We start from the raw sequence: 17,318 nt of genomic DNA on the forward strand, positions 1-17,318 counted from the left end.
TGGTGTTTCCTTTTATTATTTTTGAGATGACTTTCTTTTGGACCAATTTTGTACAAATAGGCCGAGCAAAATACAACTAAGACCGATTAAAGTCGAGGTCAAAATGGGCTCGTTAGCAAGTTGCGAGAGCAAGACAATGGACAGCAAAGGTGCCAAGAAAATTAGGTTGGCTACTTGGCTGGCATTGCTGGTGAGTTTCAAAGCTCGATTCCATAAAACAAAACTGACTCCCATTTCAAATAAGCCAATATAAACCGCTCCCCAAATGCCTTCAGGCTGCCAATTTGTTAATTCTCCTGTCGCTGCTGCAAAGATCAAGATAATAGGCAGCGCAAAAGCAAAATTAAGTGTCAGTCCAATTAAATTTGGTCGAGCGTCTTTTGTGTTTAACAGCCAATAAATTGCCCAAATTATGGTGCTCAGCAGAGCGAACCCTACGCCAACAAGATTAGAGAATGCCAAAGTGGTGATTTCGCCACGGGTGGAAATATACAAGACCCCAAAATAACAACTGGCGGCGGCTATGTAATCAGCGAGAGTTAGTCGTTGTTTCAAAATAGGAACGGCCATGAAGCTTAGCATAATCGCCCAAGTGTAATTAATCGCTTGGGCTTCTTGCGCCGGCAATAAGTCATAAGCTTGCAATAAAATGAGGTAATACAAGAAAGGGTTAATCACGCCGTAGAACAAAGAGGCTTTCCATGACTGCTTAGCGTGGTGTTTTAGTTGGTTTAGCTGTCCTTTATAGCCTAGTAGGGCAAGTAAAAAGATCAGTGATACGGCACAGGCAATCAGCAAAAGTTGTGTTGGAGACAGGCTTTTTAACGACAGGGAAAATGCCGTGGCGACTGTTGACCAGAGAAAAACGGCCCCTAAACCAAAGATCATAGCTTTTGTGTTATTTGAAAAAGAATGCATTGAGTTTTATGGCCTTAAAAGTTGTAGATAATGCCAGCAATAATCGAGTTAGAGCGCTTTTGGTCAACAATGGGACTGTCTAATACATTGTCGCTGTATTGATTGTGTTTGACCGCGAGCATGATGTTTGTGTTTGGTGTGAGTTTATAGATGCTTCTTAAGCCAATGCTGGAGACAGATGTGGCGTCGGCATTGAAAGCGGCAATGTTGCCAGAGGTGCGGTCTGATTCTGCTTGAGACACGCCGTATAAATGCTGACTCATTTTTCGGCTGGTATATTGATGACTAATAGAAGGGATAAATACCCAGTTGCCATTGGGTATGGGTAAGCCAATGGCAAAGCGGATGTAATAACCATTGTGTGTGCCACTCATATCTTGTGCCACCTTGGTAGAGAATAAGCCAAGTCGGTATTTGGCAAAGGCCATCACGCTGTCATCACGATCATCGAGTTGTTGGATGTCGTTGTTATCTGAGTCATCAGGGTCAAAGCCTGCGGTTTGATAGGTCAATCCGGCTGATAGGGCTTGCATTTTAGTCTGAGGAATTAAGTGATAGCCAACATCAGGAAATGTGACATAAAAGCGTTCGCCTTTAAAAGATAAATTAGGAATGAATCGAGAGTCAGTTTCCATGTCTCTATAGATGGATTCAGACAACGCTCCTAAAACTCCAATGCTACCTTTAGCTTGCACTGTTGTGGTGGCTAATGTAAGACCAATGAGTGCTGATATTAGGCTGTACTTTAAAGCATAGAAATTCATGTTTTTTGTTCCATCATAAAACGAGATAAGTTGGCGTGATTCTATGACCTTTTAGACAGGCTGTAAAACCTGTCAGGTAGGATGCAATGAAAGCATTGAAAATGTTATTTAATGCGTTTACTTAATAGACAGCTTTGCTATATAATTCGCGTCCCTGTAAATCAATACTCCTTGTCTCACAGCTTTTTAACAGGGGAAGCGTGGAGACTAAGAACCCATAAGGAGCTTAAATGCGTCATTATGAAATCGTCTTTCTGGTTCACCCAGATCAAAGCGAGCAAGTACCAGCAATGGTTGAGCGCTACACTAACCTAATCACAGAAGATGGTGGTCAAGTACACCGTTTCGAAGATTGGGGTCGTCGTCAACTTGCTTACCCAATCAACAAAATTCACAAAGCACACTATGTTCTTATGAACGTTGAGTGTTCTGATAGTGTTTTGTCTGAACTAAACGAAACGTTCCGCTACAACGATGCCATCATCCGTAACTTGGTGATCCGTCGTAAAGATGCGGTAACAGAAGTTTCTCCTATCAAAGCATCTGAAGGTCGTGAAGAGCGTCGTTCTGCACCACAGCGTGAAGAGCGTAACGTTGAAGCGTCTACAGAAACTACTGAAGAATCTGAAGATTAATCTATTTGAATTAGGAGATACTCATGGCTCGTTTTTTCCGTCGTCGTAAGTTCTGCCGTTTCACAGCAGAAGGCGTTAAAGAGATCGATTACAAAGATCTAGACACACTAAAAGGTTACATCACTGAAACTGGTAAAATCGTACCTAGCCGTATTACTGGCACTAAGGCTCGTTACCAGCGTCAGCTAGCGACTGCTATCAAACGCGCTCGCTACATTGCTTTGCTTCCTTACACTGATAGCCACTTTAATTAATAGGCAAGAAGTACCTTAATGAGCGGTTTAGCTAAATGGGTAATGGATAAGCGCCGTAACGCCATCATAGGTGTCGTAGCGTTTGGTTTGATCCCTGTTATGTTTTGGCTGGCTGCTGCCATTTTAGGCTTAGTGGTGCTTCGTAAAGGTGTAAAAGAAGGAATACCTGTTTTTGCTTGGGGCTGTTTACCAGGTTTTGTTATCTGGATGCTCCAAGGTGATGCGACAGCATTACTGGTTATGTTGGATGTGGCGTTGTTGGCTTATTTGTTAAGAGTAACAATGTCGTGGAGTTGGGTGTTATTAGTTGGCAGTTTACTGGCGTCATTTAATACCTTGATTCAGCCTTTGCTTATGTCTGATGTCTTGAACTTTGCTGTTGACTTGGTTCAGACTGTTTTACAGAGAGAAGCGGTTGAAATACCCGAAAGGTCTATGATCTTTTCCCAGGCGGTGATGGCTGTGTCCATTTTCCAAGTGGTGATTGCGGTTCTTGCGCTTTTATTAGCGAGAAAATGGCAAGCGGGGCTCTATAATCCGGGTGGGTTACGCAGCGAATTTCATCAATTAAGATTGCCTGTGGCATTCAGTCTAGTGCTTGGCGCTATGATACTGATTGGTGAGAGTGTAGGAGGGGCATTTTCTGTGCTTTCTCAAGCCGCCGTACCTGCTTTGATATTACCAGGGTTAGCATTAGTACACGGTATTTTAGCAAAAAAAGAAATTGGGGTTGTTGGACTGATCGCATTTTATCTGGTGGGATTTTTTATCCTGAATGTTTATTTTGCGAATCTTTTGATCGCGCTCTGTGTGATTGATAGTTTTGTTGATATACGTTCCAAGATCCAAGATAAGGCGTCCAACTCAAGTGATAGCGAATGATTAATTAGAGGTGATCGAGATGGAAGTTATTCTACTCGACAAAGTAAACAAGCTAGGCGGTATTGGTGACGTTGCAGTTGTTAAACCAGGCTACGCTCGTAACTTTTTGATTCCAAATAAAAAAGCTGTAATGGCTACAAAAGCTAACTTGGCTAGCTTTGAAGAGCGTCGTGCTGAGCTTGAAGCTCAAGCAGCAGAGCGTAAAGCCGCTGCTGAAACACGTGCTCAATCACTAGAAGGCAAAACTTTCACAATCGCAGCGAATGCTGGTGATGAAGGTAAGCTTTTTGGTTCTATCGGTACTCGCGACATCGCTGACGTTATTTCTGCAGAAGTAGAAGTATCTAAAGCAGAGGTTCGTCTACCTGAAGGTACAATCCGCCACACAGGTTCTTTCGAGATCGATCTTCAACTTCACTCTGAAGTTGTTGTTACTGTGACATTGGCTGTTACAGCTGAATAATTTATTTCGATAAATTATTTGCTAAAAAAAGGGTGTCTTGCTGATTGCAAGATGCCCTTTTTTTGTGGCCGTGATAAGCTAATCCCATTGTTTTTTGACCTTTTATAAATGGATATTGTTGCGTGCAATTAGATGATTCTGAAGTGGCTTCTATTAAGTTGCCTCCTTATTCGGTAGAAGCTGAACGTTCTGTCGTTGGCGGTTTGATGTTGGACCCACAGGCTTGGGAAAAAGTGTCCGAGCTGGTCATTGCTGATGATTTTTATCGTCCCGAGCATAAACTGATCTTTTCAGTAATCGCTCGGTTGGCCGATGAGTCTGAGCCGGTTGATGTGGTGACCATTGGTGAACGCTTAGATAAGCGAGGGGATCTTGACGCAATTGGTGGGATGGCTTACTTAATCGAAGTGGCTGAAGCGACTCCCAGTGCGTCTAATATTGCTTCGTACGCAGACATCGTGCGTGAGCGTTCAATATTGCGACGTTTGATTTCAACCACCAATGACATCTCCTCTCGTGCTTTTCATCCTGAAGGAATGACGGCTGCAGAGGTATTGGATGAAGCGGAGCGTAAGATTTTTCAAATTGCCGAAGGCGGTGAGAAAAAAGGTGGCCCAAGGATTGCGTCCGATATCTTGAGTGCGACCGTTGATAAGATCGATGAGCTTTACCATCAAGACGGTGCGATTACCGGCTTGAGTACGGGGTTTACTGATTTGGACGGTATGACAGCCGGTTTGCAGCCTGCGGATTTAATTATTGTGGCGGGCCGTCCATCTATGGGTAAAACGACCTTTGCGATGAACTTGGTTGAAAACGCCGCGATGATCAGTGACCTTCCTGTTATTGTGTTCAGTTTGGAGATGCCTTCAGAGTCGTTGATGATGCGTATGTTGTCATCGCTAGGGAGAATTGATCAAACGCGCATGCGTTCGGGGCAGTTGATCCAAGAAGACTGGGATAAACTGATGTCCGCGGTAAAAATGTTGAAAGACAGAAAGTTATTCATTGATGATACCGGCGGTATTAGTCCGACTGAAATGCGATCTCGCGTTCGTCGTATTGCCCGAGAGCATGGTGGTGTCGCCCTCATCATGGTCGATTACCTTCAATTGATGCAGATTCCTGGCTTTACTGAAGGGCGAACGAACGAAATTTCTGAAATATCACGATCCCTTAAGGCCATTGCGAAAGAAATGGATTGCCCTATGGTGGCTTTGTCTCAGCTAAACCGTAGTTTGGAGAACCGGCCAAATAAGCGTCCAGTTAACTCGGATTTGCGTGAATCCGGAGCGATCGAGCAGGATGCGGATGTGATCTCCTTTGTATATCGTGATGAGGTATATCATGAAGATACGCCACACAAAGGGATTGCAGAAATCATCATTGGTAAGCAACGTAATGGACCAATTGGTACTTGTCGTTTGGCTTTTGTGGGTAAGTACACCCGCTTTGAAGACTTAGCGCCAGATGCCTATCGTGATTTTGATGACGAATAATGTGTGACTAAGAGTAAGCTTGGATGCGGTGGTTCGTATCTTAAAATAATAATGATTAGGTCGAGGATGATGTATGCGCAAGATGCCTGTAACTGGAAAGGAAAATGACTTTCCTGAAAGCGATGTTTTAGTATCCAGCACGGATGTGAAAGGGCGAATTACTTTTGTTAATGATGCGTTTTGTGAAGTGGCGGGTTATCAGCAGGCGGGCCTCATTGGCGCGCCTCATAATTTGATCCGACACCCAGACGTGCCATCCGCTGTGTTTGCAGATATGTGGGCGAACCTAAAGCAAGGTCGCAGCTGGATGGGGATAGTGAAAAATCGTTGTGAAAATGGCGATCATTATTGGGTGAGTGCACACGTCAGTCCTTTGTTGGATGGTAGCAAGGTCATTGGTTATGAGTCTGTTCGTCGAAAAGCGACGAAGGCCGAAAAAGAGCACGCTCAATCCATTTACGATCGAATTAATTCAGGGAAAAGTCTTTTGCCTTGGTCTACTAAGATGGCCTCTCATTTGACGAATGCGAGCTGGCCTGTGTTTTTGTGTTTCCTATTATTGGCGTGTGCTGGTGTGTTGTCTGGAGACCTATTTTATCAAGTATTAGCGCCTTTGTTAGCTTTGCTGGGGGCTGGTTTAGTCTTTCTTCAAGGTCGCTCAGTTAATGAGTTGGTTGCTTTGTTGTCTGAAGAGTCGAAGAATCCAATTGGCCAGTATCTGTATTGTCGTTCTGTGGGGGCAAAAGCCGCTATTCGCTTCGATAAAATTCATCAAGAAGCGGCGGGTCATACATTCCGCTACCGCCTAAAAGAAGGGGCGAATCAATTAAGTAAGCGGGCTTCGGATGCAAAAGCCAGTGTGACCACCAATTTGACGAACTTCAATAAACAGCGCGGCACTTTCCAAGACGTTGTTGCTGCAAGTTCACAATTACTTTCTAGCGTGACTCAAGTGTCATCTCATATTCAGGTGGCCGTTGAGGCAACAGAAGCGGTTGGCAGTTTAACACTGGAAAGCCGTCACCTTGCGCAGCAAACAGGCACTAAGATTGGCCAAGTTTATCAAGAGGTAGCAGAGGCAAAACAAGTAGTCTCTGTGTTATCTGAGCAAAGCGATAAGATTAACGAACTAGTTCGTTCAATTAGTGACATTGCCGAACAAACGAACTTGTTGGCACTGAATGCAGCAATTGAGTCGGCTCGCGCTGGTGAGGCAGGGCGAGGCTTTGCTGTAGTGGCGGACGAAGTGCGAGCGTTAGCCATTCGCACACAAAATGCCACGCAAAGTATTCACAGTATGACGGAGGAGTTGAAAAAGAAAACTTCAGACGTCACGTCGACCATAGATAAAGGCGCTTTAGTGGCTCAGCAAGGGGTTGAAAGTGTCAATCAGGTCGCTGAAAAAATGAGTGAAATAGAAGCCTCTATTCAGCGGATAGTGGAAATGACCGCGCAAATTAATGTTTCTTCTGAAGAGCAAGCTGGAGTGGCACGTAACTTAAACGACAAGATGGAAGTGGTCGATGAGTTGAGTGTAAACAGCATCGAGCGTGCTGAAAATATTGTGTTAAATATCACTCACATCGAAGAAGAAGCTTATGAGCAAGGCAACCTTGCTGAGCGTATGAAGCAATAGACATTTTTAGAATGAATTCCTGACAGAATAAAAAAGCCCTTTGCTGAAATGATTCACAAAGGGCTTTTTTTGCTCTACTGGCTGAGGATCGTATGTATGGCTTGTCCCAGCTTTTGAACATCTTGTTGGCTGATGACATAAGGTGGCATTAGGTAGATGAGTCTTCCAAATGGGCGAATCCAAACCCCCAGTTCAACGAACTTAGGTTGTATGTCATTTAGATTGATTGGCTCATGAAGTTCAACAACGCCAATGGCACCTAGACAGCGGACATCTTTGACGGGGTCCAATGATAAACAAGGCGAGAGGGCTTGATTAAGCCAGTCTTCAAGTTGGGCTACGGTTTCCGTTATGTCGGTAGAATCGAGTAAGGATAAGCTGGCGTTCGCGGCAGCGCAGGCTAAAGGGTTGGCCATAAAGGTTGGTCCGTGCATGAATACCCCCCCGTTTTCACTAATGCCGAGAGCCACTTTATCGTTTGTTAGGGTGGCCGCTAAGGTCATGTATCCACCCGTTAAGGCTTTACCTACACACATAATGTCAGGGCAAATGTTGCTGTGTTCTGTGGCAAAGAGTTTGCCTGTTCGGCCAAAGCCAGTGGCAATTTCATCAAAAATTAGCAGGATGTCGAATTCGTCACAGAGTGAACGAATGTGATTAAGATAATCTGGGTTGTAAAAGCGCATGCCGCCAGCGTTTTGTACAACAGGCTCGATGATGAATCCGGCAATCTTGTGATGGTTCTCTGTCAGTACATGACGTATTTCAGCAAGGTATTCTGGATCGACTGGCGAGTTTACTCCCGTTGGCGGTGGTGAGATGAAATGTTGTTGGGTAAGAGCGCCTGTGAACAGGTTATGCATGCCATTTTCGGGATCGCAAACAGACATGGCGGCGAACGTATCGCCATGATAGCCGCTTCTGGGTGTGACAAAGAATTGTTTATCGGCTTTGCCTTGGGTGTGCCAATACTGAATCGCCATTTTTAAAGCCACTTCCACAGAAACGGAGCCAGAATCGGAGAAGAAAACGCGTTGCAATGGCTCCGGCGTCATGTCGATCAGCTGTTTAGCAAGATGAATGGCTGGTTTGTGCGTTAAACCGCCAAACATCACATGGGAAAACTGGCTTAACTGCGTTTGTATGGCTTGGTTCATGACCGGGTGATTGTAGCCATGAATGACACTCCACCAAGAAGACATGCCATCAATGAGGGTCTTGCCATTGCTTAAAGTGATTTCACAGCCTTGAGCGCTGTCGACCAAAAACTGTGGACTTGGGTGGCTCATGGAGGTGTAAGGGTGCCAGAGTAGTTGTTTATCTAGGGCTAAATAGTCGTGTTGTGATAGCTCATTTTGCATAATGTGACGCCTTTGTAGGTTCTGCGGGCATACTAAACAAAGCCAATATAAATGACCAGAGGGTAAGTTAATGGGTTTTGTCTGGTGTTCTGGCGATGACCCAAACATCAATGCGTTTGGCGCCTGCTTTTAATAACTGCTGGCAACAAGCGTCTATGGTGCTGCCTGTTGTCATAACGTCATCAAATAGCGCCACATGTTCCGCAACCTGACCTTGTATTTGGTAGCTTTTATTGGGGGCTGTCAATCGTGCTTTACGCGGTAAAGTATGTTGCGCTTGGCTGTGCTGAATCTTGAGTATCGGGTTGATCTTAGGGAGATCTGGCGTTTCTTTTCCGAGTATGGCTTGAAGCTGTTTATGTAGTTGTTTGGCCATGAGTTGAGTTTGACAGAAGCCTCGTTGTCGAATGCGCTTGGGATGGCTTGGAACAAAGAGCAGTTGTTGTGGCCAGAGTCGAGATTGGTATTCTGCCACTAGATTTTGACACATGCGTTCTGTGAGCGGACGAATAAAATGCCCGCCGTGGTTAAATTTGATCTGATGGATAAGGGTTCGCATGGTGCCACTAAATAAATAGGGGGCTACACATACTTGATAACTTGGTCGGTTACTTTGGCATTGTCCGCAGGTTGCTTGTGGTTGATTGCAGGGGCGTTTGCACTGCTGACAGCAAATTATATTTGGGTTAAGGCCTTGTTGGCAGTGGTGGCAAAAGATTTGTTTGCTAGGGGATTGGCATAAATAGCACTGTCTAAAAAATAGACTGTAGTAAATCTCTCTAATTTTTTGGGTTGACAGCAATTTCCAGTCCATTAGTATTGCTCCATTATTTTATGTTCGAGGGTATTATGTCTGTTTCAAGCGCTGCTTCAATGAATTCTACTGGTCCACGTTTTGATTGGACTCATGCAGAGATAAAAGCTTTATTTGATCTTCCTTTCATGGATTTGATGTTTCGTGCTCAGACCGTCCATAGAGAAAATTTTGCGCCCAATGAGGTTCAAGTGAGTACCCTTTTATCCATTAAAACAGGTGCTTGTCCAGAAGACTGTAAATACTGTCCGCAAAGTGGTCACTATAATACAGAGCTTGAAAAAGAAAAATTGATGGAAGTGCAGAAGGTGCTAGAAGAAGCGGCGCTTGCCAAAGAAAAGGGCGCCAGTCGTTTTTGTATGGGAGCGGCTTGGAAGCATCCTTCTGAAAAAGATTTTCCTTATGTATTGGAAATGATCAAAGGGGTTAAGTCCCTTGGCCTGGAATCTTGCGTTACTCTAGGTACCTTGAATGATGATCAAGCCAAACGTCTTTCGGATGCCGGTTTGGATTATTACAATCATAACTTGGACACTTCTGCGGAATACTACGACAGCATTATTACCACGCGTAGTTACCAAGATCGTTTGGATACTCTTTCTCGTGTTCGTGATTCGGGCATCAAGTTATGCTGTGGCGGCATCATGGGCATGGGGGAAGAGCAAAAAGACCGTGTTGGATTGTTGCGTCAATTGTCGCAAATGCAACCACACCCAGAAAGTGTACCGATCAATATGTTGGTGAAAGTAGAAGGTACGCCACTTGAAAATGTGGATGATTTAGATACATTTGAATTCATTCGTACCATAGCGGTTGCTCGAATCATTATGCCTAAGTCCCATGTGCGTTTATCCGCTGGTCGTCAAGGAATGAATGAACAGACACAAGCTTTATGCTTCATGGCTGGGGCAAATTCCATTTTCTATGGTGAGAAATTGCTAACGACTGGTAACCCAGAAGCCGACAAAGATATGGCCTTGTTTGCTAAATTGGGCATTAATCCTGAGAAACGAGAAGAGCATTCTGATGAAGCGGTAGCTGAGGCTATTGCGGCTCAAGTCGTTAAACAAGAAGACGCTAAGTTTTTCTATGAAGCCAGCGTTTAAGACGCCTTCATGGGTGCTGGCAGCGCTGGATGAAAGGCGCTGTCAGGATCTGATGCGTCACACGGTTACTCTAGACAGTCCTCAAGTACCTCATACTCACATTAATGGTCGGCCTTATACTGCGTTTTGCTCAAATGATTATTTGGGTTTGGCAAATCATCCTGCATTGATTCGAGCCATGCAGCAATCTGCTGATGAATATGGTGTGGGTGGCGGTGCTTCGCATTTGGTTGCAGGACATCTTGCTCCCCACCAAAGGCTGGAGGAAGCGCTAGCGGATTGGCTTGGATACGAACGTGTTTTGCTATTTAGCACAGGTTATATGGCCAACCTCGGGGTGATTTCTGCTTTAGCAAATAAACAACGCCCAGTCATTCAAGATAAATTAAATCATGCTTCTTTAATTGATGGTGCGCAATTAGCGCAGGCGCCAATGCGTCGCTATCTTCATGCTAACCCTTTAAGTGCTAAAAAGCTGATGATGAAATCCGAACAAAGTGGATTGTTGGTGACGGATGGCGTTTTTAGTATGGACGGGGACATAGCGCCTTTATCGGAATTGTCGGCTTTGGCTTCTCAGCATGATTGGACCTTTATGGTCGATGATGCCCACGGATTAGGCTGCTTGGGTAAAGAAGGGCGTGGTAGTTTGGCGTTATCTGATTTAGGGATGACGCAAGTTCCATTATTAATGGGGACGTTTGGTAAGGCATTTGGAACATCGGGGGCTTTTGTCGCAACGACGCATGATTTTGCGGACTATTTGACTCAGTTCGCCCGTCCTTATGTGTATACCACATCCATGTCGCCAGCCATGGCTGGTGCAAGTTTAGCGGCATTGCAGTTGATATCTTCTCAAGAAGGAAGTGATCGCAGAGCGAAACTGGCCGAACATATCGACTATTTTCGTCAGCGTATGTCGGATTTGCCTGTTGAATTGATGGCGTCTAACACCGCTATTCAGCCTGTTGTTATTGGAGAAAGTTCCGCGACCTTGGACGTGAGTGAGCAGCTTAAAGCGCTTGGTGTTTGGTGTACTGCGATTCGACCACCGACGGTTCCAAACGGTAAAGCGAGATTGAGAATTACCCTGAGTGCTGGACACTCAAAGCAAGATTTAGTGTTATTATGTGACGCACTTGAGCAAGTACTAACGGCTAAATAATTGAGGGGCAGCATGCGCACACCTATTGAAACGGAAGCTTTCGGCGACAAGTCTAAACAGGCGATATTTATGGTGTCTGGTTGGGCTATGCCAAAAGAGGTAATGGCGAATTTTGCACGACGTTTAAGCCAGCGATTTTACGTTGTGGTAGCGAATTTGCCTGGTGTTTCCCTTGATGAACAGTGGATCTCTCGAACCCGTATTGGGCCAAATTATGATATTGATGCGTTAACTGAACAGCTGATTGATGTGGCGCCTAAAGAGGCTTGGTGGTTGGGCTGGTCTTTGGGTGGAATGATCTCAACTTATGTAGCGGCGCGTCGTTCCAGTTGTGTTAAAGGGCTTATTACTGTTTCCAGCTCCCCTAGTTTTGTGCAGCGAGAGAATTGGTCTGATGCTATGTCATGCGTCGATTTTGATGGCTTTGCTTCCTTGGTTGACCAGCAGCCAGAACAGGGGCTTAAGCGTTTTGTGATGTTGCAGGCTAAAGGGGCGCAGAACGATCGTCAATTGGTTAAGCAATTGCAGTCCTTATTGCCGGTTACTACTTTGAATCAAGCGGCTTTGATTGGCGGTTTGCGCATGCTTAAGTCACTGGATGTGCGTCGTGAACTGTCTCTGTTGGATAGACCAAATTTACACATATTTGGTCGCAAGGATGCGCTCGTGTCTGCACAATGTTTAGATCAGCAGACGGACGTAAACCCTCTACAAGAGATTTTGCTTATGCCGAATTGTGCTCATCAAGCGTTCTTGGAAGAGGAAGAAGCTTGTGCGCAAGCGGTTGAAAACTTTATAGATGCTAATAACTCCTAACCTTTCTTCGACAAGCGCTTATAAACGACAGCTTGCAAAGCGCTTTGATCGAGCTGCTTCGTCGTATGATGCCTACGCTCAGTTCCAATTGGATGTTCTCAATCAATTGCTACTTTGTTTGCCGGATTCTCCAACCCATACCGTCATGGACTTGGGGACGGGAACTGGGTTGGCTTTGCCTTCGTTAATGACCAAATGTACGCCAAATCATTGTGTGGCTCTTGATTTGTCTCCAGCAATGCTGGCAGTGTCACGTGCTCGCATGTCTGAGGATTTACCGATTCATTATGTCTGTGCTGATGCGGAAACCTTTCCTTTTACTGAAAGCGCTTTTGACCTGATTTTTTCCAGTTTGGCGATTCAGTGGTGTTTGCAACCGGAGAGCTTGTTTCGTTCTTTGTTTGCGGCTAGTCGTCATGATGGACGTTTGGTGTTCTCGACATTGTTAATGGGGTCTATGCCGGAGTTATCGACAGCTTGGTTGGGTGTGGATGGCCGAGAACATGTTCATCAATACGTCTCTGAAGAAATGTTGAAAAAACAGCTGTTAGACGCATCGTGGCAAATTGAGTCATTATCCGTCGAGCAGATCGAAATGTGGTTTGATTCCCCTGAAGCTGCAGTAGCGTCTTTAAAAAAGGTTGGTGCTAGTCTAATTTCAACGGAAAAGCCGCAAGCAATATCACCTTCTACTTGGAAGGCTTTTTTGCAGCAATATGAAAAACAGCGTCAAGTGAAGGGGATACCGTTGAGCTATCAAGTGGCGTTTGTTGTCGCTCGTAAGAGAGTTAGTTAGATTGAGGTAGTTGTGAAAAAACGATTTTTTATTACTGGAACAGACACGGATGCTGGAAAAACTTACTTTACTGTGGGGTTGTTAGCGGCTGCTCAGAGAGCGGGGCAAAAAGCCATTGGTTTAAAGCCTGTCGCGGCGGGAGCTGAGTTAATAGAGGGTGTAAAGCGCAATGATGATGCTTGGAAAATCCAGCAGGCTAGCAGTGTTGCATTAGCTTACGAGCAGGTTAATCCGGTTTTATTGGAGGCCGCTATTGCACCTCATATTGCAGCTCAACAAGAAGGAAGACTCGTCACGGCGTCACGTTTGGAAGGTTTTATTAAAGGGGCCTTATTAACGCCACATGAATTGGCCTTGGTTGAAGGTGCTGGTGGCTGGCGTGTGCCGTTAAATGATAGAGAGCTTTTGTCTGATGTGGCAAAAACTCTGGGATTTCCAGTGATTCTAGTGGTTAATATGAAGCTCGGCTGTATTAATCATGCTCTGTTAACTGCGGAATCCATTGTTCGAGATGGGTTGACGCTAGCGGGTTGGGTCGCTAATACGGCTGGCCCGAATAAGATGCCTTGTTATGATGAGAATTTGGCAACTCTACAGACTATGTTATCGGCTCCCTTACTGGGAGCTTTGTCTTGGTGTGAAAATGAGCAAATGGCACAAGCAGAATTTGATAACTTGCTATCCGCATTATAAATTTCCCTTCAAAGCTTGAAAGTCTTGGATAAACACGCATTAATACTCACTATATTAATGCGATGTTACAGTAAAGGTTGAGGTGGTAAGGTGAAAGCTTGGTTGTGTGGTTTAGATGACGACGAAATTTCCAGTGTTTCCAGCATACTCACTTTTATTGGGATCGAGCACAGTACTTCTCTAACGGCCTTTCAATTGCCTGATTTTGTGGTTCTTGGAAGTCAAGTTCAGTCATTTGAGCTGGATGAAATGGTGCCGGTTATTTCATTGAGTCATTCTTTAATCGCCCCTGATGGTGAGAATGTATGGTTGTGTCCTTTGCCGTGGCGATCTCAGGCCTTGTCTTCTATATTAAAAGAAATTAAACAGTTGCATACTTTTCCGCAGGCATCGGGTGTCAACCTGAATCTGCATGTTCGGCATTTAGAAGCGCTGTTGATTCGTCAGGCTTTGGTGTCAACCCAGGGTGTGGTTTCCAAAGCGGCACAGAACTTACAAATACAGCGTACTACTCTAATCGAAAAAATGCGTCGCTATAATATTGATAAATCGGAGTTTTAGTGACTAAAGATGAAGAAATAGCGGAGCTTAAAGCCGCTTTTAAGGCGTTTTCTGAGTCTTCGGATGTGTTAGCGAAATCTTACTTGGACCTTCAGCAAGAGGTGGTGCGTCTGCAAGAACAACTGCAGAAGTCAGAGCAAGATAAGCGTCAAGAGCAAGATAAAAACCGCGTATTAGTCCTGCAATTTCAACAACTGTTTGAGTCCATGCCAGTAGGGGTTTTGCTGCTGAATGAAGAGGGTGTCATTGTGATGGCGAACCCAGTGGCTGAGCGATTGTTTAATTTGTCTTTGATTGGTGAAGCTTGGGGGGAGATTGTGCCACGCAGCTTTCGCCCACAAGAAGACGATGGTCATGATGTGTCCATGGTGACGGGACGCCGAGTTAGGGTAGAGACCGCTTCGCTGGGGAATGTGCCTGGTCAATTGGTGATTTTAGTGGATTTGACGGAAGCCTACTTTTTACAGAAAAAGCTTAATCATCATGAACGTTTGTCGAACATGGGTAAAATGGTGGCAGCGTTAGCTCATCAAATCCGCACACCTTTATCCTCAGCGTCTCTGTATGCTGGGCATTTACAAAAAGCCGATTTAGCCCCTGTGATGCGACAAACGTTTGCCAATAAACTAGCGGATCGATTAGGAAATATTGAAAAGCAGATCCGTGATATGCTGATTTTTTCTCGCAGTGAAATTAAATTAGATGAGACCATATCGTTGAATGAGTTCGCTGCAGAGTTAGTGTCCCAGTGCGAAGAAGTGTGTGAGCAAAAAAATGTCACCTTGGATTTGTCTGGCTCCGAATTTGCTGCGAACGAAGTTATTCAGTGTAATAAAGAAACCTTACTGGGGGCTCTGTTGAATCTGCTAAACAATGCCATTGATTCGCAGCATCCGGGCAGTACGGTTCGGTTGTCTTGGCGCACGGTGGGAGCAAGTGCCGTGTTTGTGTTTAAAGATCGTGGTGTTGGCATGTCAAAAGAACAGTTGGAACACGTTCAAGAAGGTTTTGTCACCACTAAGCAACATGGTACAGGATTGGGTTTGATGGTGGTAAAAGCCATCGCCAGGGCACACCATGGGCAGTTTGAAATTGATAGTATTGAAGGGGCTGGGACAACGGCCAGTTTAACCATTCCTCTCGTAAGGGTATAGCATGTCGGATGTGAAATTATTAATTGTTGAAGATGACAAGGGATTGGCGGAAGCGTTAGAAGACACGCTCATGCTAGCAAGTTACCAATGTAAAATGGTGTACAGTGCCGAAGAGGCTGTCATTGCGTTAAAGCACAGCCAGTTTGATATGGTTGTGTCAGACGTTAATCTACCCGGTATGGATGGTTATGGGCTGCTGCATCATGTGGTGGACGCGTATCCTGAACTGCCTATTATGTTGATGACGGCGTATGGTGACATTGCTCATGCCGTTGAAGCGATGCGTGATGGCGCAGTAGATTATCTTCTTAAGCCGTTTCAAGAAGAAGAGTTATTAAATGCCATTGCCAAATATACCGTGAAGCAAGCTTCATCCTCGACGAGTCAACCTATTGCAAAAGATTCTGCGAGTTTGGCGTTGCTGGATTTGGCAAAGCGTGTTGCTGTAACCGACTCTACCGTATTGGTGTGCGGTGAAAGTGGTACAGGTAAAGAAGTTCTTGCCCATTACATTCATAACCAATCCTCACGCCGTAATGCGCCTTTTGTTGCCATTAACTGCGCGGCCATTCCGGAAAACATGCTCGAGGCTATTTTATTTGGTTATGAGAAGGGCGCTTACACTGGTGCGGTGTCGTCGCAAGCGGGTAAGTTTGAACAAGCCAATGGCGGTACTTTATTGCTGGATGAAATTACGGAAATGGATGTTGGCTTGCAAGCCAAACTATTGCGAGTGTTGCAAGAGCAGGAAGTAGAACGACTTGGCGGTAAAAAATCGATTCCGCTTGATGTGCGCATTATTGCTACTACTAACCGAGATCTGGCTGAGTATGTAAAAGAAGGTGGCTTTAGGGAAGATTTGTATTATCGTTTGAATGTTTTTCCGTTACGTTGGTTGCCTATCCGAGAGCGTAAAGGGGATATATTACCGATTGCAGAGCATTTGTTGCACAAACATGCCACTAAAATGCGTATATCTGCGGCGACCCTGAAACCTTCAGCCCAAAGTAAATTGGAAGCGCATCCTTGGCCTGGTAATGTTCGAGAGCTGGATAATGTTATTCAGAGAGCGTTGATTTTAAGTCCTAACGGGCAAATTCATGATGAGCACATTGCTTTCGATATGATGGCTGGCGCACCAACTCCAAGTGAGCCGGTTGCTGAAGAGGAAGAAAGTGCGGCATCGATTTTAGGGAAAGGCGTGCAACAACATGAATTTAGGATTATTGCTCAAGCTTTGATCGATGCTAATGGGAAGCGAAAAGACGTTGCAGATAAATTAGGGATTAGCCCTAGAACACTGCGATACAAAATCGCTAAAATGCGAGAAAGTGGTATAGACGTCGATTGATTTTTGTATCTTGTTTTAATTAGCTTTATGCTAAGCTTATGAAATGTGATTTTTTAGGTGAAGAGCATGATTTCGGGTCGACCGGATATTAATCAAGTGTTATCCCAAATGAGGGATCTCCGCTCGCAGGTTCAGGCACCTGGTTCGGCGGTGTCTGATGTTGCAAAGGCTGCTGGCAATGTGGAAGCTGGTCAGGCGGTTGAACGTGCTGATTTTGCTGAAATGCTGAAAAGTGCTGTTGATAATGTAAATTCGTTACAACAAGATGCGACGCAATTAGCCCAATCTTATGAGCGCGGTGACGAAGGGGTGGATTTACCTCAAGTCATGATTGGTCTACAAAAGTCTAGTGTCTCTTTTGAGGCGATGACTCAAGTACGAAACAAGCTTGTAGACGCGTACGAAAAAATCATGAACATGCCGATTTAGGCTAGATAAACCGCTTGGCGC

At 44.9% G+C, this 17,318-nt stretch carries 20 protein-coding genes; 16 read left to right on the forward strand and 4 right to left on the reverse strand.

What is annotated here, in order from left to right:
- Positions 1–15: 15 nt before the first annotated feature.
- Both DFP76_RS08205 and DFP76_RS08210 read right to left on the reverse strand, forming a co-directional pair.
- Entirely contained in the window at positions 16–918 is a 903-nt protein-coding gene (locus DFP76_RS08205; protein WP_113874170.1) for a DMT family transporter, read from the reverse strand.
- Positions 919–932: 14 nt separating this feature from the next.
- Positions 933–1,682 (reverse strand): MipA/OmpV family protein, encoded by a 750-nt coding sequence (locus tag DFP76_RS08210; protein ID WP_113874171.1) that lies wholly within the window; start codon positions 1,680–1,682, stop codon positions 933–935.
- Between the two features lie 230 nt (positions 1,683–1,912).
- Here DFP76_RS08210 and rpsF point away from each other — a divergent pair, with 230 nt between their 5' ends.
- From rpsF to DFP76_RS08240, 6 genes are all read left to right on the forward strand, one after another.
- Positions 1,913–2,317 carry a 30S ribosomal protein S6 gene (rpsF, locus tag DFP76_RS08215; RefSeq protein ID WP_113874172.1) on the forward strand — a complete coding sequence of 135 codons (405 nt, stop codon included), beginning with the start codon at positions 1,913–1,915 and terminating at the stop codon, positions 2,315–2,317.
- 23 nt (positions 2,318–2,340) lie between these two features.
- Positions 2,341–2,571, forward strand: a complete 231-nt coding sequence (rpsR, locus tag DFP76_RS08220) for a 30S ribosomal protein S18 (protein ID WP_013662377.1) — start codon at positions 2,341–2,343, stop codon at positions 2,569–2,571.
- An 18-nt stretch (positions 2,572–2,589) separates the two neighbouring features.
- A complete protein-coding gene (locus DFP76_RS08225; RefSeq protein WP_113874173.1) occupies positions 2,590–3,453 on the forward strand; it encodes a hypothetical protein in 864 nt (287 codons plus the stop codon).
- Positions 3,454–3,472: 19 nt separating this feature from the next.
- A complete protein-coding gene (gene rplI / locus DFP76_RS08230; protein WP_113874174.1) occupies positions 3,473–3,916 on the forward strand; it encodes a 50S ribosomal protein L9 in 444 nt (147 codons plus the stop codon).
- A 122-nt stretch (positions 3,917–4,038) separates the two neighbouring features.
- Entirely contained in the window at positions 4,039–5,415 is a 1,377-nt protein-coding gene (dnaB, locus tag DFP76_RS08235; protein ID WP_113874175.1) for a replicative DNA helicase, read from the forward strand.
- Between the two features lie 73 nt (positions 5,416–5,488).
- A complete protein-coding gene (locus DFP76_RS08240; protein ID WP_113874176.1) occupies positions 5,489–7,051 on the forward strand; it encodes a methyl-accepting chemotaxis protein in 1,563 nt (520 codons plus the stop codon).
- Between the two features lie 74 nt (positions 7,052–7,125).
- On the opposite strand, the gene bioA is transcribed toward DFP76_RS08240, so the two are convergent.
- Together bioA and DFP76_RS08250 are read right to left on the reverse strand one after the other, a co-directional pair.
- Entirely contained in the window at positions 7,126–8,412 is a 1,287-nt protein-coding gene (bioA, locus tag DFP76_RS08245) for an adenosylmethionine--8-amino-7-oxononanoate transaminase (RefSeq protein ID WP_113874177.1), read from the reverse strand.
- A gap of 67 nt (positions 8,413–8,479) precedes the next feature.
- Positions 8,480–8,971 (reverse strand): ComF family protein, encoded by a 492-nt coding sequence (locus tag DFP76_RS08250; RefSeq protein ID WP_245931903.1) that lies wholly within the window; start codon positions 8,969–8,971, stop codon positions 8,480–8,482.
- Positions 8,972–9,004: 33 nt separating this feature from the next.
- On the opposite strand from DFP76_RS08250, the gene DFP76_RS18245 reads away from it, so the two are divergent.
- The 10 genes from DFP76_RS18245 to fliE all read left to right on the forward strand — a co-directional run bounded on the left by DFP76_RS18245 (position 9,005) and on the right by fliE (position 17,297).
- Positions 9,005–9,154 carry a hypothetical protein gene (locus DFP76_RS18245; RefSeq protein ID WP_245931904.1) on the forward strand — a complete coding sequence of 50 codons (150 nt, stop codon included), beginning with the start codon at positions 9,005–9,007 and terminating at the stop codon, positions 9,152–9,154.
- Positions 9,155–9,261: 107 nt separating this feature from the next.
- Positions 9,262–10,332: a biotin synthase BioB gene (gene bioB, locus DFP76_RS08255; protein ID WP_181799808.1), complete on the forward strand. Its 1,071-nt coding sequence runs from the start codon at positions 9,262–9,264 to the stop codon at positions 10,330–10,332.
- Positions 10,316–11,497: an 8-amino-7-oxononanoate synthase gene (gene bioF, locus DFP76_RS08260; RefSeq protein ID WP_113874180.1), complete on the forward strand. Its 1,182-nt coding sequence runs from the start codon at positions 10,316–10,318 to the stop codon at positions 11,495–11,497. The genes bioB and bioF overlap by 17 nt, the downstream gene beginning before the upstream one ends.
- Before the next feature lie 12 nt (positions 11,498–11,509).
- Positions 11,510–12,313: an alpha/beta fold hydrolase gene (locus DFP76_RS08265; protein WP_113874181.1), complete on the forward strand. Its 804-nt coding sequence runs from the start codon at positions 11,510–11,512 to the stop codon at positions 12,311–12,313.
- Complete coding sequence (gene bioC, locus DFP76_RS08270) at positions 12,297–13,109, forward strand: malonyl-ACP O-methyltransferase BioC (RefSeq protein WP_113874182.1); 813 nt, start codon at positions 12,297–12,299, stop codon at positions 13,107–13,109. The genes DFP76_RS08265 and bioC overlap by 17 nt, the downstream gene beginning before the upstream one ends.
- 12 nt (positions 13,110–13,121) lie before the next feature.
- Positions 13,122–13,802: a dethiobiotin synthase gene (gene bioD, locus DFP76_RS08275; protein WP_113874183.1), complete on the forward strand. Its 681-nt coding sequence runs from the start codon at positions 13,122–13,124 to the stop codon at positions 13,800–13,802.
- 90 nt (positions 13,803–13,892) lie between these two features.
- Positions 13,893–14,363: a helix-turn-helix domain-containing protein gene (locus DFP76_RS08280; protein ID WP_063333810.1), complete on the forward strand. Its 471-nt coding sequence runs from the start codon at positions 13,893–13,895 to the stop codon at positions 14,361–14,363.
- Positions 14,363–15,517: a sensor histidine kinase gene (locus DFP76_RS08285; RefSeq protein WP_113874184.1), complete on the forward strand. Its 1,155-nt coding sequence runs from the start codon at positions 14,363–14,365 to the stop codon at positions 15,515–15,517. The genes DFP76_RS08280 and DFP76_RS08285 overlap by 1 nt, the downstream gene beginning before the upstream one ends.
- 1 nt (position 15,518) lies before the next feature.
- Complete coding sequence (locus tag DFP76_RS08290) at positions 15,519–16,868, forward strand: sigma-54-dependent transcriptional regulator (protein WP_113874185.1); 1,350 nt, start codon at positions 15,519–15,521, stop codon at positions 16,866–16,868.
- A gap of 66 nt (positions 16,869–16,934) precedes the next feature.
- On the forward strand, positions 16,935–17,297 hold the full coding sequence (fliE, locus tag DFP76_RS08295; protein ID WP_063333807.1) for a flagellar hook-basal body complex protein FliE: 363 nt from the start codon (positions 16,935–16,937) through the stop codon (positions 17,295–17,297).
- Positions 17,298–17,318: the final 21 nt, after the last annotated feature.

It is taken from the genome of Marinomonas aquiplantarum, assembly GCF_003314975.1.
Taxonomy (GTDB): Bacteria; Pseudomonadota; Gammaproteobacteria; order Pseudomonadales; family Marinomonadaceae; genus Marinomonas; species Marinomonas aquiplantarum.